The 22,850-nt window shown below is 61.6% G+C and carries 23 protein-coding genes and 1 tRNA gene; 15 read left to right on the top strand and 9 right to left on the bottom strand.

Annotation, left to right across the window (positions count from 1 at the left end; genetic code table 11):
- The first annotated feature begins 23 nt into the window (after positions 1-23).
- The 9 genes from SINAR_RS0118675 to SINAR_RS0118635 all read left to right on the top strand — a co-directional run bounded on the left by SINAR_RS0118675 (position 24) and on the right by SINAR_RS0118635 (position 10,247).
- Positions 24-860: a sugar phosphate isomerase/epimerase family protein gene (locus SINAR_RS0118675; RefSeq protein WP_028000486.1), complete on the top strand. Its 837-nt coding sequence runs from the start codon at positions 24-26 to the stop codon at positions 858-860.
- Between the two features lie 277 nt (positions 861-1,137).
- On the top strand, positions 1,138-3,006 hold the full coding sequence (locus SINAR_RS0118670; protein WP_028000485.1) for a TRAP transporter large permease: 1,869 nt from the start codon (positions 1,138-1,140) through the stop codon (positions 3,004-3,006).
- 49 nt (positions 3,007-3,055) lie between these two features.
- Entirely contained in the window at positions 3,056-4,066 is a 1,011-nt protein-coding gene (locus tag SINAR_RS0118665) for a TRAP transporter substrate-binding protein (RefSeq protein WP_028000484.1), read from the top strand.
- 107 nt (positions 4,067-4,173) lie between these two features.
- Positions 4,174-4,977, top strand: coding sequence for an SDR family NAD(P)-dependent oxidoreductase (locus SINAR_RS0118660; protein WP_028000483.1), 804 nt, complete (start codon positions 4,174-4,176; stop codon positions 4,975-4,977).
- A gap of 3 nt (positions 4,978-4,980) precedes the next feature.
- Entirely contained in the window at positions 4,981-5,829 is an 849-nt protein-coding gene (locus SINAR_RS0118655) for an IclR family transcriptional regulator (protein WP_028000482.1), read from the top strand.
- Positions 5,826-6,995 (top strand): acetyl-CoA acetyltransferase, encoded by a 1,170-nt coding sequence (locus SINAR_RS0118650; protein WP_028000481.1) that lies wholly within the window; start codon positions 5,826-5,828, stop codon positions 6,993-6,995. The genes SINAR_RS0118655 and SINAR_RS0118650 overlap by 4 nt, the downstream gene beginning before the upstream one ends.
- Positions 6,992-8,638: an acyl-CoA synthetase gene (locus SINAR_RS0118645; RefSeq protein WP_028000480.1), complete on the top strand. Its 1,647-nt coding sequence runs from the start codon at positions 6,992-6,994 to the stop codon at positions 8,636-8,638. The genes SINAR_RS0118650 and SINAR_RS0118645 overlap by 4 nt, the downstream gene beginning before the upstream one ends.
- Positions 8,635-9,396, top strand: coding sequence for an SDR family NAD(P)-dependent oxidoreductase (locus SINAR_RS0118640; RefSeq protein ID WP_028000479.1), 762 nt, complete (start codon positions 8,635-8,637; stop codon positions 9,394-9,396). Before SINAR_RS0118645 ends, SINAR_RS0118640 begins: the two co-directional genes overlap by 4 nt.
- Positions 9,393-10,247, top strand: coding sequence for a PCC domain-containing protein (locus SINAR_RS0118635; protein WP_028000478.1), 855 nt, complete (start codon positions 9,393-9,395; stop codon positions 10,245-10,247). The genes SINAR_RS0118640 and SINAR_RS0118635 overlap by 4 nt, the downstream gene beginning before the upstream one ends.
- Before the next feature lie 4 nt (positions 10,248-10,251).
- On the opposite strand, the gene SINAR_RS0118630 is transcribed toward SINAR_RS0118635, so the two are convergent.
- Together SINAR_RS0118630 and SINAR_RS0118625 are read right to left on the bottom strand one after the other, a co-directional pair.
- Entirely contained in the window at positions 10,252-10,515 is a 264-nt protein-coding gene (locus SINAR_RS0118630) for a Na(+)/H(+) antiporter subunit B (RefSeq protein WP_028000477.1), read from the bottom strand.
- Between the two features lie 149 nt (positions 10,516-10,664).
- Positions 10,665-11,312, bottom strand: a complete 648-nt coding sequence (locus tag SINAR_RS0118625) for an outer membrane protein (protein WP_028000476.1) — start codon at positions 11,310-11,312, stop codon at positions 10,665-10,667.
- Positions 11,313-11,572: 260 nt separating this feature from the next.
- Here SINAR_RS0118625 and SINAR_RS0118620 point away from each other — a divergent pair, with 260 nt between their 5' ends.
- Positions 11,573-12,601, top strand: coding sequence for a GlxA family transcriptional regulator (locus SINAR_RS0118620; RefSeq protein WP_028000475.1), 1,029 nt, complete (start codon positions 11,573-11,575; stop codon positions 12,599-12,601).
- A 75-nt stretch (positions 12,602-12,676) separates the two neighbouring features.
- On the opposite strand, the gene SINAR_RS0118615 is transcribed toward SINAR_RS0118620, so the two are convergent.
- The 3 genes from SINAR_RS0118615 to SINAR_RS0118605 form a co-directional block, all read right to left on the bottom strand.
- Entirely contained in the window at positions 12,677-12,988 is a 312-nt protein-coding gene (locus SINAR_RS0118615) for a hypothetical protein (RefSeq protein WP_028000474.1), read from the bottom strand.
- Positions 12,989-13,215: 227 nt separating this feature from the next.
- Positions 13,216-13,623, bottom strand: a complete 408-nt coding sequence (locus SINAR_RS0118610; RefSeq protein ID WP_028000473.1) for a DUF1236 domain-containing protein — start codon at positions 13,621-13,623, stop codon at positions 13,216-13,218.
- A 796-nt stretch (positions 13,624-14,419) separates the two neighbouring features.
- The gene (locus SINAR_RS0118605) at positions 14,420-14,830 is read right to left on the bottom strand and encodes a DUF1236 domain-containing protein (protein ID WP_028000472.1); all 411 of its coding nucleotides are present in this window, start codon (positions 14,828-14,830) and stop codon (positions 14,420-14,422) included.
- A 937-nt stretch (positions 14,831-15,767) separates the two neighbouring features.
- On the opposite strand from SINAR_RS0118605, the gene SINAR_RS0118595 reads away from it, so the two are divergent.
- Complete coding sequence (locus SINAR_RS0118595) at positions 15,768-16,046, top strand: Y4lK-related protein (RefSeq protein WP_028000470.1); 279 nt, start codon at positions 15,768-15,770, stop codon at positions 16,044-16,046.
- A 378-nt stretch (positions 16,047-16,424) separates the two neighbouring features.
- Here SINAR_RS0118595 and SINAR_RS0118590 read toward each other — a convergent pair whose 3' ends face one another.
- From SINAR_RS0118590 to SINAR_RS0118575, 3 genes are all read right to left on the bottom strand, one after another.
- Positions 16,425-16,688 (bottom strand): hypothetical protein, encoded by a 264-nt coding sequence (locus tag SINAR_RS0118590; protein ID WP_028000469.1) that lies wholly within the window; start codon positions 16,686-16,688, stop codon positions 16,425-16,427.
- A gap of 39 nt (positions 16,689-16,727) precedes the next feature.
- Positions 16,728-16,871, bottom strand: coding sequence for a hypothetical protein (locus SINAR_RS1000000135530; protein WP_084617508.1), 144 nt, complete (start codon positions 16,869-16,871; stop codon positions 16,728-16,730).
- 340 nt (positions 16,872-17,211) lie between these two features.
- Positions 17,212-17,287, bottom strand: a tRNA-Lys gene (locus SINAR_RS0118575).
- Positions 17,288-17,525: 238 nt separating this feature from the next.
- On the opposite strand from SINAR_RS0118575, the gene SINAR_RS0118565 reads away from it, so the two are divergent.
- Positions 17,526-18,269 carry a cytochrome c biogenesis CcdA family protein gene (locus SINAR_RS0118565; protein ID WP_028000467.1) on the top strand — a complete coding sequence of 248 codons (744 nt, stop codon included), beginning with the start codon at positions 17,526-17,528 and terminating at the stop codon, positions 18,267-18,269.
- Positions 18,270-18,465: 196 nt separating this feature from the next.
- Complete coding sequence (locus SINAR_RS0118560) at positions 18,466-19,428, top strand: AEC family transporter (RefSeq protein WP_028000466.1); 963 nt, start codon at positions 18,466-18,468, stop codon at positions 19,426-19,428.
- Here SINAR_RS0118560 and SINAR_RS0118555 read toward each other — a convergent pair.
- Positions 19,396-20,607: a UbiH/UbiF family hydroxylase gene (locus SINAR_RS0118555; RefSeq protein WP_028000465.1), complete on the bottom strand. Its 1,212-nt coding sequence runs from the start codon at positions 20,605-20,607 to the stop codon at positions 19,396-19,398. The genes SINAR_RS0118560 and SINAR_RS0118555 overlap by 33 nt on opposite strands.
- 470 nt (positions 20,608-21,077) lie before the next feature.
- Between SINAR_RS0118555 and pcsA the strand changes: the two genes are divergently transcribed.
- A complete protein-coding gene (gene pcsA, locus SINAR_RS0118550) occupies positions 21,078-21,803 on the top strand; it encodes a phosphatidylcholine synthase (protein WP_028000464.1) in 726 nt (241 codons plus the stop codon).
- 51 nt (positions 21,804-21,854) lie between these two features.
- Positions 21,855-22,832 carry a quinone oxidoreductase family protein gene (locus SINAR_RS0118545; protein WP_028000463.1) on the top strand — a complete coding sequence of 326 codons (978 nt, stop codon included), beginning with the start codon at positions 21,855-21,857 and terminating at the stop codon, positions 22,830-22,832.
- The last annotated feature ends 18 nt before the right edge of the window (positions 22,833-22,850 follow it).

Genomic DNA, 22,850 nt, shown 5'->3' with positions numbered 1-22,850 from the left:
CCGCTCAAACCTCGGAGGAGCCCATGAAGCTCGGATTGGGCAGCTATGCCTTCCGCTGGTCGATCGGCATCAGGGACCTGCAGCCTGTCCAGCCGATGACTGCGATGGAGATGCTGGAGATCGCCCACGCTCACGGCCTGAGCGTTGTCCAGTATGCCGACAATCTGCCGCTCGACCGCCTGACGCCTGCCCAACACCTGGCACTGAGGGAACGCGCCGACAGTTACGGCATGGCGCTGGAGCTTGGCACGCAGAGCTTCGACGCGGAGGAACTCAGCCGGTACATCCCCATTGCGGCGCGCATCGGTTCCAGAATCCTTCGCGTCGCGCTTGATGCCGCAGATGCGCGGATTCCCGTGCCTGACCTGGCAGCCCAGATCCGCGAGATACTTCCGGAGGGGAAACGGTCCGGTCTGCGCTTCGCCATAGAGAACCACTTCAACTATCCCTCTCCGCGAATGGTGGACCTGCTGGAGGCTGTTGCGGACGAATCACTCGGGGTCTGCCTCGACGTCGCAAATTCGATTTGCGCCGGCGAGTGGCCGATGACGACGACCCGGATGCTGGCGCCCTATACGATCAACCTGCATCTGAAGGACTACCGGATTACCCCCGATCCCTACGGCGTCGGCTTTCGTATCCATGGCACGCCGCTTGGCGAGGGCTTGGCGGAAATCGAGGAAATCCTCTCCTGCCTGTCCCATTGCCCGGACGAAATGAGCTGCATTCTCGAGCACTGGCTGCCGCAGTCGGAGGACATGGAGGCGACCCGCCGGCTCGAGCACGAGTGGCTCGACCGCACCGTTGCAGCTGCGAGGCGATTGGTGCCAGGTGACCATAGGGCACAGGCTCGACCATGAAGCAAGGTTCACATTATGGACCTTTTGCAACATAGATTATCTTTTGTTCTCAATTATTTGGACGAACGTGTTGATTGGTGTGTTCCTTTCACCTAGAAAATGGACCTGACCGAATGTCGCTGTGGAGGGCGACGAACGATCTGGAATGTCGATCTGATGCTTCCATCTGTTTCGGACGATACCTCCGGGGAGGAGTTTTGACGCTGTTCAATCCGCCGTGATGCGCACGACTTGCGCGCGTAACGCGATCGGACGGTTCAAAAGGGGAGAAAGGCCTATGACCACCACGACGGAGGGCGTTTCCGAATTCGCAGTGCTCGCCGAAACTATGGAGGCCCGACCAGGTTCGCGGCTGATGCGGCCCGTCGAGGCGCTGTCCGCCGTTCTGCTTCTGGCGATCATCGCGATGCTGCTTTCCGGCGTGGTCTTTCGTTATGGCCTGTCGAGACCGATCGTCTGGATCGATGAAGCGGCGTCCATCGCCTTTCTGTGGCTGGCCATGTTCGGGTCGGCCATAGCGATCGATCGCTGCGAGCATCTGCGCCTGACCATTCTCCTCAATGCTCTCGGCGAGAGGACCCGGCAGTTCACCGAAACGCTCGGCATGGTCGTGATCATGGCGTTCCTTCTCGCCCTGCTGCCGGCTGCCTACACTTATGCCGCCGGCGAAATGGACATTACCTCGTCGGCCTTGAACATCCCGGCCGGCTATCGCGCCGCGGCAATTGCTGTCGGCATGGTCCTGATGTTGCTCCTGGCCGCCGGTCAATTGCTCAGAACGGCCAAGCCATTTGACGTGGCGGTGGCGGTGGCGTTCGTACTCGCCGTTGCTTTGGCGCTCTGGTTGCTGTCGCCAGTGCTTGTCTCGTTCGGCAATGGCAACATTCTTATCTTTCTCGTCGGCGGTGCCGCCGTCTGCCTCGCAATGGGCGTTCCGATCGCCTTCTGTTTCGGCATTGCGACTCTTCTGTTTCTCGCCTTCACGACATCGATGCCGCTGGTTGTCATGATCGGCCGCATGGACGAGGGCATGTCCAGCCTCATTCTGCTGTCGGTCCCGGTCTTCGTGCTTCTCGGCTGCATTCTGGATGCGACCGGGATGGGCAAGGCAATCGTCGACTTTCTGGCCTCCATGCTCGGTCACGTGAAGGCCGGTATGTCTTACGTACTGTTGGGGTCGCTCTTCCTGGTTTCCGGAATTTCCGGCTCGAAAGTATCCGACATGGCAACGGTCGCTCCGGCGCTGTTTCCGGAGATGAAGCGCCGTGGTCACAAGCCGAAGGAGATGATAGCGCTTCTGGCGACCGGCGCCGCGATGGCCGACACCGTGCCGCCCAGCATCGTCCTGATCGTTCTGGGCTCGGTGGCCGGCGTCTCGATCGCGGCACTGTTCACCAGCGGTTTTGCCATCGCTCTGGTGTTGCTGGTCGCACTTGCTGCACTTGCCCGCATCAAGGCAGCCCGCGAAAACGTCGACGGCGTCAAGCGCCCGTCGCTGAAACGCATCGGCAGCACAGCCTTGATCGCGGCGCCGGCCCTGGTGCTGCCGTTTATCATCCGCAGCGCGGTCGCGAGCGGTGCGGCGACGGCGACCGAGGTCTCGACGATCGCGGTTGTCTACGCCTTCCTTATCGGCACTGTCCTTTATGGCGGCATCGGCGTGCGGCGCACCTACAGGATGCTGGTCGAGACGGCGGCGATGAGCGGTGCGATCCTCCTGATTCTCGGGACTGCCGCTGCTATGGCCTGGGCGCTCACCCAGACCGGATTCGCCTTCGAACTCACGGACATGATGAGCGGCCTGCCGGGCGGATGGTTCACCTTCATGCTGGTCTCGATCGCCTTGTTCATGCTGCTCGGCTGCGTGCTCGAAGGGCTCCCTGCGATCGTGCTCCTGGCGCCGATCATGTTCCCGATCGCACGCGCAATGGGCATCCATGACGTCCACTATTCCATGGTGATCGTCACCGCGATGAACGTGGGACTGATGGCGCCGCCGATCGGCATCGGCTTCTACATCGCCTGCAAGATCGGCAACGTTTCGCCCGACGAGGCCATGGGAGCGATCTGGCCGTATATCGGCGCGATGGTGCTTGGCCTTCTGCTGATCGCCGCCGTGCCTTGGTTCTCGCTCGCATTGCTGTGAGCCCGTCATGCCACATTTCATCATCGACGATCAGGAGGAGAACAGAGCGATGAAAATAACCCGTAGAACGATGCTGCTCGGCACTGGGGCAGTGGCAATCGGGGCTTCGATCCGCACGAAGGCCCATGCCGCTGATTTCACCTATAAGCTGGCCAACAACCTGCCGGTCACCCATCCGCTCAACATTCGCCTGAAGGAGGCGGCCGACAAGATACTGGAGGAGACGGGCGGCCGCCTGAAGATCAACATCTTCCCGAGCAGCCAGCTCGGCAACGACACAGAGACGCTTTCGCAGCTTCGCAACGGCGCTACCGAGTTCTTCTCTCTCTCGCCGCTGATCCTGTCGACCCTGGTGCCCAACGCCGCCATCAGCGGCATCGGCTTTGCCTTTCCCGATTACGACAGCGTCTGGAAGGCAATGGATGGCGAACTCGGCGCCTATGCACGCGGCGAAATCGAGAAGAAGGGCCTCGTGCCCATGGAGAAGATCTGGGACAACGGTTTTCGCCAGATCACAAGTTCGGACAAGCCGATCAATACGCCGGAGGACTTGAAGGGGTTCAAGATTCGCGTTCCGCCGAGCCCGCTCTGGCAGTCCATGTTCACCGCCTTCGGCGCCGCGCCCACCACGATCAATTTCGCGGAAGTCTACACGGCGCTCAGCACCGGCACTGTCGACGGCCAGGAAAACCCGCTGGCAATTGCCTCGACCGCGAAACTCTACGAGGTGCAGAAGCATTGCGCCATGACCAACCATATGTGGGACGGGTTCTGGATGCTGGCCAACAAGCAGGCCTGGGAAACCCTGCCGGAAGACATAAGGGAGATTGCGGCAAAGCATCTCAAGGAGTCGGCCGTCGCTCAGCGCACCGATACCGCCAAGGTCAACGACACGGTACGCGAGCAGCTTACCCAAAGCGGCATGACGTTCACCGACCCGGACAAGGCGGCCTTCCGCGAGACGCTGAGATCGGCGGGTTTCTACGCCGAATGGAAGGGCAAGTTCGGCGATGAGGCCTGGGCCATTCTCGAAAAGGCAGTCGGCACCAGCCTTGGCTGACCACCTGAGCATGACGAGGCGGGCGGCCGTTTCATGCGGCCGTTCGCCGAACGATGCAGTGATGCGGCGCGCTTCCACGAGCGTGCGACGCCTTCCGAGGTTTCGAAGTGACAGACCGTCTCAAGGGAAAATCGGCAATCGTCTTCGGTGCAGGTTCCTCGGGGCCCGGCTGGGGCAACGGCAAGGCTGCCGCCGTTCTTTATGCCCGTGAAGGCGCCAGGGTTGCCTGTGTCGACGTTGATATGGAGGCAGCCGAGGAAACAGCGGCAATCATCGCGGCGGAAGGCGGGCAAGCCGTAGCCATCGCCGCAGACGTCACCGATCTCGCATCTGTCGAAGCGGCCGTTGCGGCCGCACGGCAGGCATTCGGCATCGTTTCCATCCTGCACAACAATGTGGGCGTCACGCATATGGGCGGACCGGTCGAGTTGTCGGAGGCACAGTTCCAACAATCCGTCGATCTCAATCTCGGCTCGGTGTTCCGCACCGCCAAGGCTGTTATCCCGCACATGATCGAGGCAGGCGGTGGCGCCGTCGTCAACATCTCGTCACTGGCGGGGATCCGGTGGACCGGCTATCCGTATTTCGCCTATTACGCGACGAAGGCGGCGGTCAACCAGGCGACGGTCGCGATTGCGGCTCAATATGCGCCGCAGGGGATTCGCGCAAACTGTGTCGTCCCCGGTTTGATCGACACGCCTCTGATCTACAAGCAGATCTCCTCGCAATACGCCTCCGCCGAAGAAATGGTGGCAGCCCGCAATTCGGCGCTTCCGGGCGGGCGCATGGGCGACGCCTGGGATGTCGCCAACGCAGCGCTTTTCCTTGCCTCCGACGAAGCGAAATTCATCACGGGCGTTTGTCTGCCGGTCGATGGCGGCCAGAGCTGCACGATAATGGGGGTACGTTGAAACATGGGCGATCTGGCCGACAGAGACATGACGGGTTCGCAGAGCGTCGATCGTGCGGCAAAGCTCCTGTCTCTGGTCGGCCGCCAGATGGACGGCATGTCTCTGAGCGCCATCGTCGAGAAGAGCGGTCTCAACAAACCCACGGTTCGCCGACTCCTGCTCGCCCTGATCAGGGCCGGCCTCGTGGAACAGGACGACCGCGACCGACGCTACTATATCGGCGAAGAAGCCTATGTGCTCGGAACGCTCGCGTCGAGCCGGCACGGGCTGCTGCGCCTTTCGACGGAAAGCCTGCATCGTCTTGCGCAGAAAACCAGCGATACCTGCTTTCTCTCCGTGCGCCGAGGAGCGTCCTCCGTCTGTCTCCACCGGGAGGAGGGGAGCTTTCCGATCCGCACCCACGCGCTCCAGGCGGGCTTCGTGCATCCGCTGGGCGTCGGCGCCGGCTCTCTCGCCATGCTGGCCGCCCTGCCGGACGATGAGGTTTCATCCGTGCTGGAGCAGAATGCTGCCGTGCTCGAAGAGCAGTTTCCGATGCTTGCGCCCGATGAGCTGCGCCGGCGCGTCGAGCTTACCCGCGTGCAGGGCTACGCGGTCAATCCCGGTCTTATCCTCACCAATTCCTGGGGCGTGGGCGTCGCAATCCGCTATCCCGACGGCGGCGTGGCCGGAGCCATCAGCATTGCCGCCATAGACAGCCGCATGCAGGAGCCGCGGCAGAGCGAGCTGGCGGCTCTTCTCAGGCAGGAAGCGTCACGCATAGAGAGCAAGCTCGCCGAGCAGTTCCGCGACCGCGGGACGCGACACATAGCCGCCGTTGCGAGACCTCTCAAAAGGAGATTGTCCAGATGACCAAGGCGCAGATCGTAGGCTGGGCCCACTCCCAGTTCGGCAAGACCGACTACCCGGACACCGAGGCGTTGATGGCCGCTGTCGCGGCTCCGGCACTTGCCCATGCCGGCCTGTCGGCCGCGGATGTCGACGGCATCTTCGTCGGAGTCATGAATGGCGGATTCTCCAAGCAGGAGTTTCAAGCCGCACTGGTCGGAATGACCGACGAGGCGCTTGCCCATGTTCCCTCCGTACGGCTGGAAAATGCATGCGCGACCGGCTCGGCGGCGATTTATACGGCAATGGATTTCATCGAGGCTGGCCGCGGCCGCATCGCGCTCGTTATCGGCGCCGAGAAAATGACTGCCGTTCCGACGGCGGAGGTCGGCGACATTCTTCTGGGCGGCAGCTACCGGAAAGAGGAAGGCGATGTGGAGGGGGGCTTTGCCGGCGTCTTCGGCCGCATCGCGCAGCATTATTTCCAGCGCTACGGCGACCGTTCCGAGGAATTGGCGATGATCGCGGCCAAGAACCACGCGAACGGCGTCGCCAATCCTTACGCGCATATGCGCAGGGATTTCGGTTTTGCGTTCTGCAATACTGTTTCGGAGAAGAACCCGATCGTCGCGCCCCCCTTGCGCCGAACCGACTGTTCACTCGTCTCGGACGGAGCGGCGGCCCTCGTGCTGGCCGACGCGGACACGGCCGCGACACTGCAGCGGGCAATTGCCTTCCGAGCCCGCAGCCACGTCAGTGACGTGTTTGCGCTCAGCCGCCGGGACATGCTGGAATTCGACGGGCCGCGGCGGGCCTGGAGGACGGCACTGTCCATGGCCGGCGCCACGCTGAACGATCTCTCCTTCGTCGAGACCCATGACTGTTTCACCATAGCCGAGATGATCGAGTACGAGGCGATGGGCCTGGCCGCACCCGGTGAAGGCTACCGCGTGATCCGAGACGGAACGACCACCAGGAGCGGACGATTGCCGGTCAATCCCTCCGGCGGCCTGAAATCCAAGGGGCATCCGATCGGCGCGACGGGCATCTCGATGCATGTAATCTCCGCCATGCAGCTCGTTGGGGAGGCGGGCGAAATGCAGATCCCAGGCGCGGGTCTCGCCGGCATCTTCAACATGGGCGGCGCGGCCGTTGCCAACTATGTCTCCATTCTGGAACGGGCGAAATGACGAGCAACGAACCCAAGGGCGGCGTCAGCCCCATTTCGACGCGTGTTATGAACCTCGCCAACTTCCTGTCGCAAGCCGCAAGACGCAATCCGGAGGATATCGCCGTCGTTCACGGCGCTCGCCAGTGGCGCTGGAGCGAGTTGGAGGCGCGGGTCGACGCCATGGCATACGCGCTCGTCCACGAGTTCGGTATCCGCAAGGGAGATCGGGTTCTCGTCCACTCCGCCAACTGCAACCAGATGTTCGAGTCCATGTTCGCGGCTTTCAGAGCGGGTGCGGTCTGGGTCCCCACGAATTTCCGGCAGCTGCCGGAGGAGGTCGCCTATCTGGCTCAATCGAGCGGTGCCAGGCTGGTGATATTCCAGGCAGCCTTTGAGGACCATGCCGAAGCATGTCGGGCTGCAGGCAAAGGGATCGGATCATGCATCCCGATCGGGTCGTCGACGGCCGGCGAAGACTATGACGCGATCGTTGCTCGAAATCTTGGAAGATCGGTATCGCCTGTTGCCGTCGATCGCGACGATCCCTGCTGGTTTTTCTATACGTCGGGCACGACCGGCCGCCCCAAGGCGGCGGTGCTGACGCACGGGCAGATGGCTTTCGTGGTCAACAACCATATAGGCGATCTCTTTCCGTCTACGACCCATCGGGACCGGTCGATCGTCGTTGCTCCGCTGTCCCATGGCGCCGGCGTTCATCAGCTGTGTCAGGTTGCAAGGGGCGCAACGACGATCCTTCTGCCATCCGAAAAGCTCGATATTCCGCAGTTCTGGGCCCTGGTCCAAAAGTGGAAGGTGAACAACCTTTTCGCTGTGCCGACCATAGTAAAGCTGCTCGTCGAGGACCCGTCGGTCGACCGATACGACCATTCGTCGCTGCGCTATGTCATCTATGCCGGTGCGCCGATGTACCGTGCCGACCAGAAGAGGGCGCTGGAAAAGCTCGGCGCCGTGATGGTGCAGTATTTCGGCCTCGGCGAAGTGACAGGCGCGATCACCGTTCTGCCGCCCGCCTTTCACAGCCTCGAGGACGGCGCGGATGCGCGTATCGGCACCTGCGGTTTCGAGCGGACGGGCATGCAGCTGCAGATTCAGGACGAGGAAGGCAACGCGGTCCCGGCGGGTGCAACCGGCGAGATCTGCGTGATCGGACCGGCGGTGTTTGCCGGCTATTACCAGAACCCGGAGGCCAACGCGAAAGCGTTTCGCAACGGTTGGTTCCGTACGGGCGACCTTGGCCATGTCGATGCGCAGGGTTTCCTCTACATCACGGGGCGTGCCTCCGACATGTTCATTTCAGGCGGATCCAACGTCTATCCGCGCGAGATCGAGGAAAAGCTCCTGGCGCATCCCGATATCAGCGAAGCGGCGATCGTCGGCGTCCCCGATCCGGTCTGGGGAGAAGTCGGCATCGCGGTTTGCGTCGCACGTGGCGGCGCGCCAGTGGACGCGACGGCCTTGAGGGAATGGCTGGACGGGAAGATTGCCCGCTACAAGCTTCCGAAGAAGATCGTGTTCTGGTCCGAAATGCCGAAATCGGCCTATGGCAAGATCGCCAAGAAGCTGATCCGCGAGGAACTCGAGCGGCGCGGCGAACTGGATATCGGCTCGGGTGGTGGGGAGCGCAGGAGTGCTGACCCATGAGCGATGGAACGAAATCCGTTCTCATCACCGGAGGCGCATCCGGTATCGGCCTCGAAATTGCAAGGCTTTTGAACGAGCGCGGCTGGAAGGTCTATCTGATCGATTGCAATGCCGATGCGCTGGCGGGCGCATGCCGCGCGATCCATATCGATCCCGCGCAGGCAATCGCCTGCAGCGTCACGGATGAAAAGGAGGTCGAATCGGCAATCGCGGCCGTCGCGGCGAGCGCACCGCTACGGGCGGTGATCAATTCGGCCGGCATCGCGATGGACAGGCGTGCCGTCGAGACCGGCGTCGACGACTTCCGCCGCATTGTAGACGTCAACCTGACCGGCACGTTCATCGTCTGCCGTGAAGCGGCGCGTCACTGGCTGGCGACGTCCTCGCGGGGTGCGATCGTCAACATCTCCTCCGTGTCGGGCCTTGTCGGAAACAAGGGACGCGCCGCCTATGGCGCCTCGAAGGGCGCGGTCAACCTGCTCACTTACATTCTTGCGACCGAGCTCGGACAGGATGGAATTCGCGTCAATGCCATCGCTCCCGGGGCCATCGACACGCCCTTGTCGCGCGCCGTCCATACGGAAGACGTGCGTGCGCAATGGCACGAGCGCATTCCCCAGGGTCGCTACGGTTCGTCGCATGAAATCGCGGCCAGCGCGGCGTTCCTCATCTCGGAGGAGGCGAGCTATATCAACGGCCAGGTGCTGGCCGTCGATGGTGGATTCGTAAACGCCGGCCTGGCTCTGAAAGGACGATGATGCGGAGTCTCCGACAGCCTGGCGCACCGTTCACGCCGAGGGTGATCTCTCTCGGTTGTCACGCCGAGAAGATGCGATTGACCTTCAAGCCCGGCTTGAGCGTGCTCGATGCCGTCCATGACGCGCTCTCGGAAAAAGGCTGCGATAGCGCGGTGATAGAAATCAGGGGCGGGGCCTTCGAGCCGCTTGCCTATGTCACACCGACCCTCTCGGACGATGGCCGGCATGCTGCCTGGTACAGCGACATACACACGCCCGAGGGCCGCGCGACTATCGAAGATCTGGTCATGACGGTCGGCCGCCGCGACGGGGAACCGTTCCTGCACGGCCATGGTGTCTGGCGGCACGCGGACGGGTTCCGCGGAGCCGGGCACGTCATGCCGAAGGATTCGCGGTTCGCCGAGCCGGTGGAGGCGGAAGTCTGGATCGTGTCGGGCGCGATCATGGATCAGTTGGAGGATGGTGAGACCTGCTTCCGTCTCTTCACGCCCGTGCCCCATCCCACCTGCGCCATAGCTTCGCGGCGGGCCGTTCTCTGCCGGCTGAAGCCCAACGAACCGCTTCATCGGGCGGTCGAGCGCACGGCAGCCGAGCATGGGATCAAGCGAGCGACGTTGCACGGCATCGGCAGCCTCGTCGGCTGCACCTTCTCAGACGGCCAACTCATGGAATCGGCCGCTTCGGAATTGCTTATTCGTAAGGGGACGCTTTCGCCGGATCAAAGCGGTCAGGCAAAAGCGAAACTCGATATCGCGATCGTCGATACAGAACGCGCGGTATTCGAGGGTGAGATAGCCTATGGCGTCAACGCCGTCTGCATAACGTTCGAGCTGCTGATCGTCGAAGTATGACGACTCATTCCTTCTTCGCTGTGTTTCGCCGTTCAAGCAATTGCCGGAAAATATCGGCCTGCCTCTCTGACGCCGAGCGTATGGCGGCAAGGTGATCGACCATCGCGCCGAAGGCGATGAGGAGGAGGCCGCCGGCGATCGCCGGAAAGGCCCAGGGGAGGGCAGCGACAAGAGTTTTCACGTCGGACGCAGGAACGAGTGTCATCCCCAGCAAAACCAGCGTACCGACAACGATCGTGCCCCCCAGGAACTCCAAGAACCTTCCCATCCTTCCTCCCGTAGCGTTTCCGACGTGCTGCGGCGTGCCCGTCCCGCTTCCGCAACCTGCCTCCTGATGGCCTTCTCAAGTGAGAGCCGATATGGCCTTCAGAAAAAACCCGGCGATTGCCGGGTTTTCAATCCAAACTCCTGTGGCGATCAGAACTTCACGCCGACGCCGACGGTAAACTGGTGTTGGTCGAGATCGACATCGACACCGCCGAGATCCTTGTCGCCGAAATCATTGTAACGATATTCCGCGCGTCCGAAGACGCTATCGGTGAATCCATAGTCGACGCCGCCGCCAATGGTCCAGCCGTTGAACGTTTCCTTTTCCTTGGGCGCACCGGCGACGTCGACGAATCCACGCGTCACTGCCCAGCCGCCGGTGGCATAGAGCAGGGTCCGGTCGTTGACGGTGTAGCCAAGGCGGGCGCGCACCGATCCCGAGACATCCGTCCCGACGTCGGTATTCGCGCCGAAGACGGTGACGGTCTCATCGTTCCAGTTGTAGCTGACATCACCTTCGACGCCGACGACCCAGTCGCCATGCTGGTAATTGTAGCCGGCGAATGCGCCGAAGAGGCCCCCGCTGAATTTCTCGGAGGCGCTGCCGCCGGGAACGCTGAGGTCGCTGTTCAGCCAGCCGCCGCCGCCTTGCAGACCGAGATAACCGCCCGTCCACACGAAACTGGATACCGTCTCGACCGTCGGCGCCGGCTCCGGTGCCTGAGCCAGGTCGGCCGCATGGGCCGTCCCCCCGACCAGCGAAGCCCCGAAGATTGCAACAAGCACATTTCTGATCATCACAGATGCCTCCTGTTGTTGCGGCAGAGATTAGCAACATATCGGAAACGAGTCTGCGAAAAACAACGCCCCCGAGCCCCGTTCCAAGGGAAAGAAAAGAGGCCGGCGGATCGTTCCGGCCGGCCCTTCCGAAAGCAGCGGAAAAAGGGGAACATCGCTTTCGCGGGCCTGCAAAATGCCTGCGAAAGAGATCGATTGCCGGTCGATAATGCCCTAACGACCGTTTGCGAATTGACATATCACGCATAAAAATTGACGTTATGCGCATGAATGCGAGCCGTTCTGCACAATCGTCGATTGAGGTCGTGGTGGTTGTCCTACCAGAATCGTCGATCATGTCTCTTGCCTCCGTCCTGGATCCGATGCGCGCTGCAAATCGGGTGGCGGGGCGCGAGGTGTTCCGCTGGCGGCTGCTGTCGGCCGACGGCCAGGCAGTGATGCTGACCTGCGGTGTGCCTATCGCCGTGAACGGCAGTTTCTCCCTACCCGTGGTCGGAGATCTGCTTCTCATTATTGGCGGGTTCAATCTTCAAAGGCACGCCGGTAAGCGCTTCTTGGCCACTCTGCAGGAATGCGCACGCCATTTCGACATCGTTGCGGGCGTCGAATCCGGCTGCTGGCTGCTCGGCCGTTCGGGGCTCATCAATGGCCGCAAGGCCACGGCGCATTGGGAGGAGCTCGAAGATTTCAGCCGGGCCTTTCCGGAATTGAACGTGATCGGCGACCGTTTCGTGATCGACGGCAAATATTGGACTTCGGGGGGTGCGTCGCCGACCTTCGACATGATGCTGCATCTTGTCGCCGAGAGGCTGGGGCCGGCACTCGCGCTGGATGTCGCGAGCATTTTCGTCTACGACCAGATGCACAGTCCCAACGATGTCCAGCCTTTCGTTTCGCTCGGCCGCATTGAGGCGCGCGATCCCGAGCTTGCCGCGGCCATCAGGCTCATGGAGCGCACGCTCGAGCGTCCGATGACGGTGGCGGCGCTGGCGCGGCGGCTTTCCGTGTCCCAGCGCAAGCTCGAAACGCTCTTCGCCAAGGGTCTCTCGACGAGCCCGGGCGCCTATTACCTGCGCCTCAGGCTGCAGGTCGCCCATCGACTCGTGCACGATACCGGCATTCCGATGCGTGACATTGCCCTGCGCTGCGGCTTCGACAGCCTCTCGGCCTTTTCTCGCGCCTACCGACGCGAGTACCGGACGAGTCCGCTGAAAATGCGCAGCGCACGCGGCACAGGCGTTCTGCCGGAAACGTCGGACAAGAGGGGTCGTCGTGCCGAGGCCGGCTGAATTTAGAGCATTTGTCCGCCGCGATTCCGGACGGAAAAAACCGCTGCACACTTTTCCTGGAATGGCTCTCAGCGCTTACCGTCGTGCTTGCCCGGTCGACCCGGCAAGTGCGCATGCCTCTTCGAATTCCTTGACGGTTTCCGGTTCGTTGTCTTCCGGGAGTACGGCATCGGCTACGTCGGCGCGATCAGCGGAAGCGGCCGCATTGCCTTCGTAGACATAGGACTGGATGTAATAGGCCAACTCGCCCTTCCATACATTCCTGCCGTCTATCTGCCGGCAGGCCACGGCAGTTTCGAAGTCGGCCTGGAGGTCGTCCACCGTGGCGGTGGCCGAGACGAGGTTCGAAGGCGCCGCAAGTGAGGCAATCAACAAAGCGGTAAACATGATGGCAGCCCTCCGGAAGCGAATCTATTGGGAAACGGCGGGATGGTTTCCTTGGTTCCTTCGATAGAAGGCGATTCCGATGCGGAGGGAAGTGGCATTTTAATGAGAATCAGATTTTGCTGATAAGCGGTGTGTATGCGCCACACCGCCGCTACGACGGCGCCGTATCGGCCGGCGCCGCCGTGCCCGGGCGCCGCCGGCTCCATGTGCCTCTGTCTATGTGCCTCTTACTGAACGACCTGAACGACCGTGTAGGTTTTCGGGTCGACAATCACGCGTTGGTTGTTCACCACGGCGAAGGCATAGGAGGGGTTCTCCGGAATGGGCGTCAGAGCCACGGTCCGCGGTAGCGGACGACCTACGGCGATACGCTCCTGCAGGACAACGGTATCGGCGGGAACCGGCTGCTGTCGCACATAGGTGACGACCTGCTGCGGCGGAGGGGCGATGACTGCACCGGCGACAAGCCCGACCGCGCCACCGATTGCGGCGCCGACGGGACCGCCGACGATAGCGCCAGTAACGGCTCCACCTGCAGCACCCGTCACGGCACCCTGATTGCTGTCGGTTGCAATAGCGGGTGCGGCAAAGATGCCCGTTGCGATCGCAGTAACAATGAAGATCTTGGCGTTCATCTATCGTACTCCCTTGCTATACGCTGGGAAAACGAGACAGTGCAGGATTTGTTCCTGTATGTACTGGTGATAACCCGCCACATCGCAGTAACGTTGAGTTACCTGGGTGAAATATACCGTGACTTTACGGTGAGCCTGAATCCGCGGGTGCCGCGGAAGCCCCAGAGCGGCGCGCCCGAAGGGACTACTGGGGACGCCGCTCTAGGACCGCTCGCGGGGTCCGCCGTCCAGCGGCGGCTGGCTGCCGGGCCTCGCGACACTCTGCAGCAATCGCCTATGGTTTGCCGCAATGTTCCATGCAAACCATACTGCAGTGGGCGGCGCAGCGTATCGGACCTTTGGCCGGCCAAGAGCCTTAAGGCACCGGGACCAAAGTCCGACGACAAAAAAGCCCCGCTCGATGGCGGGGCAGGCACGCATCCGCTTGGCAAACGAAATGCGGGGAAAGATGCAGCTCCACCGGAACTGCGACGCAAACGCTATCTCTGAGCCGAACGGGTGGGAAGGTCTGAATCCCGGATTCCGGTACGCCGCTGCGAATAAATCCGCGCCGTCCATAAGCGAAAGCTGCGGGAAAGCAGGGTCGTTTTGCCCGCAATGCGGGCCGAACCTCAGCTCAGCTCAAGCCGAAGAACGACAGGATGGCTATGACGATCACAACGAGGCCGACGAGGTAAATAATCTGGTTCATCGCTCAACTCCTTTCATCACGAGTGAACGGGCACGTCGCTGGTAAGTTCCAGGCCGGCAGCAGACGCGGGCCGGCCCGGCGCGGGGCGTTCGAACGGCCATGGGATCAGTTGATAACCTGAACGACCGTGCGCGACCTTGGCTCCACGATGACGCGCCGCTCATTGACCACCGCATAGGCATAGGTGGGGTTCTCCGGCACCGGCGTGAGCACAACCGTTTCGGGAATGGGTTTGCCGACCGCAATCGGCTGCTGCACGACCACCGATGGCGGTGCCGGTTGCTGCTGAACATAGGTGACCACCTCGGGAGGAGGTGGCGTGAGCGCACCGCCGAGCGTGGCTCCGACCACCGCGCCGACGCCGGCGCCGATCGGACCGCCGAGAACGGCGCCTGTCGCGGCGCCGCCGACCATGCCGGTTGCGGCGTTGGTACCGTCGGTTTGCTGCGCGACAGAGCCGCTGGCTACGAGCGCAACCGTCGCAACGGTCGCGGTAATAAATACGAGCTTCTTCATAGCATTTCCTCTCGTTGAACTCGTCACTCAACGGGGAAATAAGCAAGCGGTTCCAATCCGTGGACTTTAGTCCGAGTCCTTTTCAGACGATCGCCCGATTATTCAGACGATCTTCGCGGATATATTTCCTGATAGTCAGATTTGCCCGTCAAACGCGTCGGCTGGTCGTGGTCCTGACCGCCTCTTTTTCCCGTCGGTGAGCCCCGCACCGATATTCGCGCCGAAGCCGGAACATGTGAAGACCGACGCCGTCGCGCGGGTCGGTCACTGGCGCCAGCCCTTTCCTTGAAGCGCGTCCGGCGGAAAGGATCCCATGCCGCGGATGAATGTTACCGCCGCCACCTCGCTCCACGAGCATTTCTGCGAAACTTTTCAAGCGGTCGCCTGAGTTTCGTCATGCTCTGGGCGACTTGTTCGATGGTCAGCAAGTGCTTTTCGTTCTCCAACGCTATGGGCGTTCCGCATCTCCTGCAGGGGAGTTCGTCATTCGCTTTGACCCAAGCGACCGGCTTGCTGGTCTCGTGGCCGCATTCGGGGCAGGGGACGCCGATCTCTTCATGGTCGGGCATAGCAGCGTCGGGCATCGCAGCGTCGGTCATAGCAGCACTCCGGTTGAATGCAGATAGCAGCACAACCCTCGGCAAGGCGCAATGCCTACCGGCCTCAGCAATATGGGTTACAAACGGCCCTATCGGCCAGATCCCTGCGTCTCTGGCGATGTCATCGCCAAGGCGGAGACCGGGCACTCGATGCAGTGGCGTAGCGCTGTCCCGCGTTGTTCATGCCATTCCTGGAAGGCAGCGCGTGGTAAAGGCTGGCATAACCGGTGAAGGAACGAAGTGGCACGGACGCGGTTCGATTGCAGGCAGTTCTGCGAGATCGCCGGCATGGCGGCGTCCGCCTGCTCCTCGCGTGAATTGCAAGCGGAGGAACATCGATGGCGCAGAGAACCCGGCATAAGCTGATGAAGGCGAGCGACATCCCATCCTTTGTAGATGACATCATCGAGACCGGGTGCGACATCTGCGCCGTTGGCCACGACAAATACGTTATCGGAGATGCGGACCTGGCGCCGGCGTACTATGAAAAGGTGAGGCGGAGGCTGGATACGATTGAGGAGACCTATGGCGATCGTGATTTCCTTAAATCGGAGATCGTTGCCTATCTCAGGTCGATTGGGCGGTACATAGACGTTGGTGCCGACGGGGCTGGGTAGGAGCATGCCGCCGCAGCGTACGACTTTCGCAGGATCCGAAGCACCGACATGAAAAAGCCCCGCACCATGGCGGGGCAACCCCTCATCCAGTTGCCTTCTTTGGAATCGGGGACGTAGCCCGAATGCAGCTACGCAGAGACGCTATCTGCGGTTTCATCAGTGAGGAAGGTCTGATTCCGCGATTCCAGTACGCCTCCTTCAAAATTCACAGGCAGATAAACGGTTTTACACATTTCCATCAAGCGCGATCTTCCGGTTCATGATCACATCGGCGGCATCACCACGGGGAGACCGGGCGGAACCGCCTCTATGCCGAAACACCGATCATAGAGCGAAAGCAACGACCGGGCTGCCTGCCGGCTCTCGAGCAGGCAGGCGCTAATGGACGGTGCGTATCGACTGCTCGAGAAAGCTGCGAATTCCATCGCGGTGGACGGTCGCTAGGAATTCCTGAAAAGCATCGCTGTCGGTAGCGAACTGATCGTCCCAGACGGTCGAATATCCCTCTTGATCGACGACTTCGAGCGTCCAGTCGGCATTGGTGCCGGCTGGGCGGTATATGCCGATCGTGACCATGATGTCGTCGTCGACGAATTCGCCGGAGAATTCGGAAAACTCGTACTGCTGTTCGTTTTCGGTCATCGATCTCTTATAGCATGTGCGAGTGCCGAGGGGCAGCCTTCATGACGTCCCTCCTGTCGGTGCGCAGGTGTATTTATCCGGATCCCAAGTGCCGTCCTGACAGGGGACATCGGCAAAGCCGGACACCAGCAGGAACAACAGCAGCGCTGCGATCAGAACAGCCGCCAGCACGAGCAGTCTCATGGCTTCTCACGCGAGCGTGAACGGACACCAGCGCTGCCTGACATGATGTCACCATCCAACAGGAAGATGACGTCCTTCGCCAACATCGTACGCGATGCGTCCAATGCCGATTGCTTGGCAGCCGCGCGATGCTCGATCCGCATGATTGTGTTCGCCGCCCCCGGCAATGCGGCCAGTACACCTGATCCGACAGTGGTACACGCCATGTTCAAGTGAGAAGGCTTCATGTCCCCGTCGACCTCCACTTCCGCCCCGGGGGTACAGCGCGATAATCTTCGTGGTGTGGCGACCCACCATTCCGGCCGTATCGGAAAAGCGTCTTTAAGTGCTTGATTTTGCGTGGTGAGCGCGCAGGGATTCGAACCCTGGACCTACTGATTAAAAGTCAGTTGCTCTACCGGCTGAGCTACGCGCTCCCATGCCGGGCCTGCGGGCCCGGCGGAGTGGCCGGACATATGCACGCAGGCTTTGCGCCGGTCAACCCAAAAATTGCACTGAGCAACGATTATGGGTTCGAAGAGAACGGCCCGTGCGGCGCTCTCATCTTCGGCCGGGCATGGTTCGGTGCGTCAAAATGATCGCCAAAAGGTGATTGGTTTCACTCCGTACATGCGGGTAAGAAGGCGGCAAGCCGAGTGCCGGAGTTCTGATACCTTGTCGATTGCAGATATATCCATCTGGACCGCCGTTCTTGCAGGCGCTCTGTCCTTTCTCTCGCCCTGCGTCCTGCCCTTGGTCCCGCCTTATCTGTGCTACATGGCCGGGGTATCCGTCGACCAGTTCCGGGACGGAAGTGGCGTGGCCGCCGCGAGCACGCGCAGGGCCGTCCTGCCGGCGGCATTGTTCTTCACTTTCGGCTTTGCGACGGTTTTCGTGGCGCTCGGGGCGGGGGCCTCTTCGATCGGTCTTTTGCTCAGGCAGCACCTGGATCTTCTTTCGCGCTTCGGCGGGATCATCATCATCGTGATGGGGCTGCATTTCCTCGGGGTCTTCCGCATCGGGCTTCTCGCCCGCGAGGCACGTTTCCAGGGCGGGAAGCCGGCGACTCTGTCGGGGGCGTATGTCATGGGTCTTGCCTTCGCCTTCGGCTGGACTCCCTGCATAGGGCCCGTGCTCGGCACGATCCTGGGAGTGGCCGCCGCCCGCGATACCGTGGCCGATGGCGCTGCTCTGCTGGCGATCTATTCGCTCGGCCTCGCAGTGCCGTTCTGGATCGCGGCGGGTTTTTCCGGCGCCTTCATGCGGTTTCTTTCCCGCTTCCGCCGCCATCTGGGGCTCATCGAAAAGCTGATGGGTGCACTGCTCGTCGCCGCCGGCCTCGCCTTCCTCTTCGGTTTCGTCAGTTCCGTCGCGATCTGGTTCCAACAGACCTTCCCAATTCTGTCGCAAATCGGCTAAGCACGCTTAGCTACAGCGGTCCGGTGCTTCGTTGAAACACCAGACCGCTCCAAGTCTTTGAAGCTACGCAATGCTGGACGGAAAACCGCGACGGACTTTTCCTGGAGGCGCTGTAAGTCTTTGAAACGACGCACTTCCGAACGGAAAACCGCTACGCATTTTTCCTGGAAGCGCTCCTGCCGCGGCGAGGGAGATCATGGCGGAAATTGCGGGCCTGGTGCTGCCGTTCTTCGGCCTCATCTTTCTCGGCTATCTGACAGCGCGTCTCGTCGACCATCCGGGCGAGGCAATGGGCTGGCTGAACACGTTCATCGTCTACCTGGCGCTGCCGGCACTCTTCTTCAAGCTGGTCTCGCGCACGCCGGTGGAGGAGCTTACCCGTGGCGAGTTCATCCTGACCAGCGTTGGTACGACCTATGTCATTTTCGCCCTGATCTTCGCGATAGGGCTGTTCCTTCGCCGCAACACGGTTGCCGAGGCGACGATGCAGGGTTTCGCCGGTTCCTATGGGAATATCGGCTATATGGGGCCCGGACTGGCGCTGCTTGCTCTCGGCGAGACGGCGGCCGTTCCGGTGGCACTGATCTTCTGCTTCGAGAATGCAGTGCATTTCACCGTTGCTCCGGCGATGATGGCAGCGGTGGGCGGCCGCAAGCAGAAGCCTGCCTTCCTCGCCCTCGGCATTGCGCGCCGCATCGCATTCCATCCATTCATCCTGTCTACCTTTGCCGGCGTCGGTGCGGCCTTTCTCGCCTTTGAACCCCCGCTGCCGCTGCAGCGGCTGATCGACTATCTGGCGCAAGCGGCGGCGCCTTGCGCCCTGTTCGCGATGGGGGTCACGCTCGCGTTGCGCCCGCTTAAGCGCATTCCCGCCGAGATCGGCTACATCGTTCCGGCGAAGCTCGTGCTCCATCCGCTGCTGATGTATCTGGCGCTCAGTCTTGGCGGCGCCTACGATCCTGTCTGGGTGCAGACGGCCGTGCTGCTTGCCTCCCTGCCGACCGCGACGAACGTCTTCGTGATCGGTCAGCAATATGGCGTCTGGCAGGAGCGGGCATCGGCGACCATCCTCATCACAACGCTGCTTTCGGTCGCAACGGTAACCGGCCTGCTTTATCTCATACGTTCAGGCGCTCTTCCGTCGGATTTCTTCCCGTAGCCCCTCTTTGAACGCCTGCAGGGCGCTGCCGGGATGGATTCCTTCGCGCATCAAAAGTCCGCGTAGCGGACCTGCAGAGGAAAGAAGATGCAGGCCGGCCGCGCGCAAGGCTTGCACCGGCAGGAAATTCGAGAGCAGCGAACGGTTGAGCAGGTCGACGCTCGCCGTTCTGCTGAGGATGTCGGCGCGCCGCCGGCCGTCGAAGCGGTCGCCCGTGTCTGCCGGCAGGCGGCTGCCTGCTGGCGCGCCGATGAGATCGACGAGGGTCATGATATCGCGAAGGCTGAGGTTCAGCCCCTGGGCTCCGATCGGCGGAAAGGCGTGGGCGGCTTCACCGACGAGCAGGATGCGTCCCCTGCCGAAACGATGGGCGGAAAGGCCGGAAAGCGGAAATGACTGCGGCACTCCCTCGGTCGTAACTTTGCCGAGGATCGACTGCATGCGGTCCTCGATGGTGCGCGAAAGGACGTCAGGAGCAAGCTTCAACGTCTCCTCCGCGTCGCGCGGCTTCTGCACCCAGACGAGGCTCGAGCGGTTCCCGGGAAGAGGAACCTGCGTGAACGGACCGCTTTCCGTATGGAACTCCGTCGAAACGTCCTGGTGCGGCAGTTCGTGGCCGAAATTCAGGACGATGGCGGCCTGTGGATAGGACCAGGTGCGGACGCCGATCCCGGCGGCCTCCCGCACGGCCGAGCGTCGCCCGTCGGCGCCGATCACCAGATCGGCGGTGATCGAGCGACCACTATCGAGGCCGATTCGAACTTCTGCGGCGTCGATGTCGAAGCTCGTTGCCGCGGCGGTCTCACGCTCGAGTACCGGCAAGGCCGCTTCGTGTTTTTCGAGAATACCGAGGAAGGGCGCATTCGGAATGTTGTAGCCAAAAGCCTGGAGGCCCACTTCCGAGGCGCGGAAATTGACTGGCGGCGCCCGAAAAAGCCGCCCGGTCCCGTCCAGGATGTGAATGGCGACAAGCGGCGCCGTCAGCGGCTGGACCTCATCCCAAAGATCCAGCGTCTTCAAATATTCGATCGACTGGTCCATGAGCGCGGTGGTGCGGCCGTCGGCGATGGCCGGGCGAGGTCCGACGAGCGCGACGCGATGCCCTTCGCGGGCAAGTGCGATCGCCGCCAGCGAGCCGGCAAGCCCCGCGCCGATGATTGCGATGTCAAAGTGATCCATGGTCGACAGGACCTCCCACGCGGTTGCCCGCCCTTCGTCTTGTTGTCACGACTTATCAGTATTCAACAGTCGCGCGGTTGCAGTATGACATAGCCTTCCCTCCCTCACTCCTGTGCTCGTCACAGGAAAGACGCCTTCCGCGCCGCAGGTGCGGCGCTTCTGGACCCCTGTGCCAAGCAGCACAGGGAGGAGCGAGGAAATGCGACCGTCAAATCTACCACGCTGCCGCCGTGTACCATATCCCGATCCTCGTTCTAGCCGCTTAGGCCATTGAAATAAATGGTCGGAATCAGCGCAGGGTTGCTGGTCGCATGTCCACAGGACAATGCTGCTCAAAGGCTGTGCAGGGTTGGTTTTTGCTGGCGATGCTCGGCAATCGGTGCATATTACGGCCAAGGCGGCGCAGGTGCCGAAATACGGCTGGCTGGCGGCGCAGAGCGACGGGACAAGGGACAGGGGCGGCTTCGCAGATGAAGTTTTTCAATTACAGACGCGTTCCTTACGCCGAAATCCGCGCCTTCTCCGTACACATCCTGACGGCGTCCGGTTCGTTCCTGGCCTTCCTCGGTGTGGTGGCAGCGGCCGAGCACCGTTTCGTCGATATGTTCTGGTGGCTCGGTCTCGCCTTGCTCGTCGACGGCATTGACGGTCCGATCGCCCGCAAGGTCCAGGTCAAGGAGGTGTTGCCCAACTGGTCCGGCGATACGCTCGACAACGTCATCGACTACGTGACCTACGTGCTGCTGCCGGCCTTCGCGCTTTACCAGAGCGGCATGATCGGCGAGCCCTGGTCCTTCGTGGCAGCCGGCGCCATCGTCGTCTCGAGCGCTATCTACTACGCGGACATGGGAATGAAGACGGACGAGTATTTCTTTTCCGGATTTCCCGTCGTCTGGAACATGATCGTCTTCACCCTTTTTGTAATCCAGGCGAGTGAAGTCACTGCTTCGATTGTTGTTTTCCTCTCGGTCGTATTGACGTTCCTGCCCATCAATTTTCTGCATCCGGTGCGTGTGAAGAGACTGAGGCCGCTCAATCTCGGCATATTCTTCGCGTGGTCGGTGCTCGGCATGTACGCGTTGCTTCTGCATTTCGAGACGCCGCCGTGGGTGGTCGCAGGCGTCGTCGCAACCGGGCTTTACCTGTACGTTATCGGTTTCATACTGCAGATCTTCCCGAATCTCGGGCGTGCCTGAACGCAATCGGGTGGCTCGGCGCGAAATCATCGGAATCCATAGGAGTTGATCATGGCACAGGCGATCGTCGTTCGCGAACTTGGCGCACCGGAAGTTCTGAAGATCGAGGGTGTGACGCTTGCGGCGCCCGGGCCCGGCGAAGTGCAGATCCGGCAGGTGGCGATCGGCCTCAACTTCATCGATGTCTATTTTCGCACCGGCCTTTACAAGTCGGCGACCGGGCTTCCCTTCGTCCCGGGCAAGGAAGGCGCCGGCATAGTGACCGCCGTGGGGGACGGGGTCAGCATGTTTTCGGTCGGCGACCGCGTCGCCTATGCGTCGGCTGACGGCGCCTATGCGAGCGAGCGTAACATAGATGCTTCGCAACTTCTGAAGGTTCCGGATGGAATCAGCCTGGAGACGGCGGCTGCGATGATGCTCAAGGGCATGACCGCGCAATACCTACTCAACCAGACCTTCAAGGTCGGTCCGGAGACGACGTTGCTTTTTCACGCCGCCGCCGGCGGTGTCGGCCTCATTGCGGGGCAATGGGCCAAGGCGCTCGGCGCGACGGTGATCGGAACAGCCGGATCCCAGGAGAAGATCGATCTTGCGCTTGCCCATGGCTACGATCACGTCATCAACTACCGCACGGACAATTTCGTCACCCGCGTGAAGGAGTTGACCGGGGGGCACGGCGTCGACGTCGTCTATGACTCCGTCGGTCGCGATACCTACCCGGCCTCGCTCGACTGCCTGAAGCCGCGCGGCCTCTGGGTCAGCTTCGGCAACTCCTCCGGGCCGGTAGATGCGTTCAACATCGGTATCCTGGCGCAGAAGGGTGCGCTCTTTGCGACGCGCCCGACGCTCTTCAGTTATGTCGCGACCCGACCGGCTCTGGAGGCATGTGCAAATTCCCTGTTTGATGTTGTGCAAAGCAACAAAGTGCGTATCAATATCAATCAGACCTATCCGCTCGCCGAAGCCGGCCGGGCGCATACGGATCTCGAAACAAGAAAAACAAGTGGAACGACATTGCTGATTCCCTGACCGAAGCCTTACAGCGCC

It is taken from the genome of Sinorhizobium arboris LMG 14919 (assembly GCF_000427465.1).
Lineage (GTDB): Bacteria > Pseudomonadota > Alphaproteobacteria > Rhizobiales > Rhizobiaceae > Sinorhizobium > Sinorhizobium arboris.
This window is presented reverse-complemented; position numbering and strand designations above follow the sequence as displayed.